This window comes from Longimonas sp. (assembly GCF_040409695.1).
In the GTDB taxonomy this organism is placed as follows: Bacteria; Bacteroidota; Rhodothermia; order Rhodothermales; family Salinibacteraceae; genus Longimonas.
In genome coordinates, this window is the sequence record NZ_JARWGJ010000003.1 from 1 (window position 1) to 3,646 (window position 3,646).

Annotated in this window: 2 protein-coding genes; both read right to left on the minus strand. The window is 57.1% G+C overall.

Annotated elements, in window-relative coordinates; all coding sequences use genetic code 11:
* Positions 1-256 precede the first annotated feature (256 nt).
* Entirely contained in the window at positions 257-2,056 is a 1,800-nt protein-coding gene (locus tag PPP56_RS00055; protein WP_353561495.1) for an ABC transporter ATP-binding protein, read from the minus strand.
* Between the two features lie 228 nt (positions 2,057-2,284).
* A protein-coding gene (locus tag PPP56_RS00060) for an IS3 family transposase (RefSeq protein WP_353561497.1) occupies positions 2,285-3,486 on the minus strand; the annotation gives its coding sequence in 2 pieces (ribosomal slippage) (positions 2,285-3,237 and positions 3,237-3,486; 1,203 coding nt in all).
* Between the last annotated feature and the right edge of the window lie 160 nt (positions 3,487-3,646).

A 3,646-nucleotide genomic window follows, 5' to 3' on the forward strand; every position in this document is an offset into this window, starting at 1 on the left:
TTAGTCAAGGGGGAGATGCCGATAGGCAGAGGGGGTTGGATCCCCATCAGCTGTGAAGCCACTTCTGTAAAGCGAGCCAGCATATGGGCTACAGGCCTTTGCGTCGCGTTACTTTAAGGGATGTCGATTGTATAATCACTGCGGAACCACATGGGATTGCAAACTGGTCGTCAGGTTGGCGCAGCGGACCACCCCGCCCTGCGGGCACCCCTCCTTTCCGGCTGGCGCCGGTAGGAGGGGAGTTTGGAGGGCCTGCCTACAACCGCTGCATGTCCACCATCTCTTTGAAGCGCGAGCCGTCGTGCTGGCGGAGTTCGTCGTAGGGACCCTCTTCAAGCAGGCGGCCCTCGTCAAGCACATACACGTGGTCGACGTTTTTAATGGTCGAGAGACGGTGGGCGATGATGACGACCGTCATTTCCCCTTTTAGGGCGTCGATGCTGTCCTGGATGTAGCGCTCCGACTCCGTATCCAGCGCACTTGTGGCCTCGTCAAGGATAAGTAGGTTCGGACGCTTAAAGAGCTCGCGTGCTACAAAGAGCCGCTGTCGCTGTCCGCCCGAAAGCCGCACGCCGCGATCACCCACCACCGTTTCGTATCCATTGGGCAGGTCCTTTATAAAGTGATGTGCGTAGGCCTCCTTCGCCGCGTGCTGCACCTTCTCGCGATGCTCCGGATCACCACTGTAATCGCCCTTCCAGAGCGAGATGTTGTTGGCGATGGTATCGTCAAAGACCACCGTCTCTTGCGACACATACCCGATCTGTGAGCGCCATGAGGGCAAATCTATCTCCGATCCAGGCGTACCATCAATAAGCACATCTCCAGTGCGCGGACGCAGCATCAGCGTCAGCAGATCCACCAGCGTGGACTTCCCTGCGCCCGATTCCCCAACCAGCGCGATGGTGGTGTTTACAGGAATCGTGAGATTAAGGTCATGCAGGACGTTTCCATCCTCCTCGTCATATGCAAACGACACCTCGCGCAGCTCAATGCTCTTGCTGAGCGGACCGACCTCTGTATCGCCGCCGACTTCATGCCAGTCTTCAAGTTCATCGAACTCATCCATAACCATTTCTAGCGAACCAATACTGTTCATCATGTTTTGCCAGGCACCCTGAACCGAGATAGTGGATTGCATTCCCCGGTGAAAGAGAATGAGTGCCACAAAAATGGGCGCCAGCGGGTCATTAAACACGGTGATCTGGATGATAATCACCCCGATCATAAAAAAGACTGAGATGGGTTCTTTAATAGCACTTGTAAAGGCCCCCGCAATCTTTTGCCGAAAACGATATCCGGTGTATCGATAGATGCTATCCACCACGCCCTGGCGCAGATGATCGAGCTGCGCGGTCGACGCCACATATTTGAACGACTGCAGCGCCTGCACGAGCAGCTTGTTCATCGTGCTTTTCTCTTTCGAGGACTTACGCGAGAGCGACCGGACGTAGACATTCAGATACTTGAACAGAAACAAAATAACCAGCCCGATTCCAACCGCCATTAGCGCAAATCGCCAGGCAATGGCAAACGCGACGGCAAAATACGTGGCTGTTGTAATGATCGTGGAGAGAAACCCAACAAATTGCGTAAAGGAAGAATAAAATCCGTTGATCTGCCCGTTGATGATATTGATGAAATGCCCGGTGTTGCGCTGGATGTAGTAGCGGTAGTCCATCCGGCAATATGCATCGAACATCTGTGACTTTAGCTCGCGCATCAGCCGTGACTGCAAGTAGCCATTATAGGCTCCTTGCGCAAACTTGAGAAGCCCTTTGCCCAAAAAGACGACTGCAATAAAGATCAGAATACCGACGATAGAGTCTCCAATTCCGATGAACTGGAGCATGTCGAAGAGGAACTCTTGTAGTCCTCCGTCAAGTTCATCGGCACCGCCGGTTTCGGTGGCTTTGAGTAGTGGGAGGAGCAGCGCAATGCCCAACCCTTCAGCGAGTGCCGCCATCAGGGTAAGCACAAACACAATGTACATGCGCCGTCCGATGTACCTGCGAAAGGCTTGCAGGTACTGCCACAGGTCGCGAAAGGTATCCATTCGGGGTGTAAACTGAGCTTTGGGATGTGTGCGTTACGTGCGTGTATTTTGCTTAATCCTGTATCATAAAGCACGGGTCGGGGTTGTAGTTTCTTTGAATTGGGTGTGGAGAGGGGTTTGGGTGTGAAGGGGTGGAGGTATGAAGGGGTGGAGGTCGTGTGGAGCTTGCCATGGTGGTATGCAGAGATCGTACTGGAGTTGCCCCACTTTTGTGGACAGTGATGATCCTCAAGCCGCTCGGGCTGGAGAGGATCGGAGCGCTCGACAAGTCGCGGCATGGGTCTCTTCAGCGGCATGGGCCTCTTCGTAGGCCACGGGCGACACGTATCCGATCTTCGAGTGCAAGCGGCGGTAGTTGTACCAGCCTTCGATGTAACTAAAGAGTGAGAGCTGGACCTCCGCTGGAGTCCGGTAAGACTGGCGGTGCGTCCACTCGGTCTTCAGTGTAGCGAAGAAGCTTTCGCACATGGCGTTGTCATAGCAGGTGGCCACCCGGCCCATCGACCGCACGATGCCCACTTCGCGGCACCGCTGGCCGAACAGAATCGACGTGTACTGGCTGCCCCGGTCGGAGTGATGGATCACGCCTTCCGGCTGCCGCGACTGGACCGCTTGCCGGAGGGCATCGACCACCAGATTCGTCCGGCAGTGTGACGCCACGGCCCAGCCAACCACGCGTCGGCTGAAGACGTCGAGCACGACGGCGAGGTGGCTCCGTCCGGACTGTGTGGGGATCTGTGTAAGATCTGCCACCCAGACTTGATCCGGCGCCTCAGCGGTAAAATCCTGCTGGACGTGGTCCGGCGCCGGTGCCGCCACGGGCGGACGGGGCTTCGGCGCGCCGCGATACCGGCGACGGCTGCTGCCGTGCAGGCCGGCAGTTCGCATCAAGCGCGCGACGCGCTTGCGGCTGGTGCGTGTCCCATCTGCACGAAGCGCTGCGTGGATGCGAGGTGCACCGTACGTCTCGTAGGACGCCGCATGGATCTCGCGGATCCGCTTGGTCAGCCCAGCGTCGGCCCGAGACCGCGCCGAAGGAGGGCGCCGTCGCCAGGCGTAGTAGCCGCTTCGAGAAACATTCAGCAAGCTGCACATAATCGTAATGGGGTAGGTGGCCCGGTGCGCATCTATAAATCGGAAGACGGGGGCACAGTCTTCGTCTCCTGAGCGAACCAGGCCGCCGCCTTTGCTAAGATCTCGCGTTCAAGTTTTAAACGGCGGTTCTCTTTGCGAAGCCGAAGCAGCTCCTCACGATCGGGGGAGATATCGGCAGGGGCGCTCGCCTCCTCGGCCTTGCGAATCCAGCTTCGGATGGTCCATTCCGACGGTTGAAACTCATCGGCAAGTTCGCGGGGCGTACGCCCGCTTCGGTACAGGGCCAGGATCTGCTCCCGGAAAGCATCAGTGTAAGTGGGTCGTGAGTGTCTCATGGCGTCCTCGGTTGGTGGTAGATGGTGAAATATACGATGTCCACCAGACCGGGGCAACTCCACTTTTGTTGGATGTGATAGCCCCTCTCCCTCCTGTAAATCCTGCCCGTTCCCCTCCGCGTCGTCCCTGCAAACAAAAAAGCGGCAGCCCCACAATGGA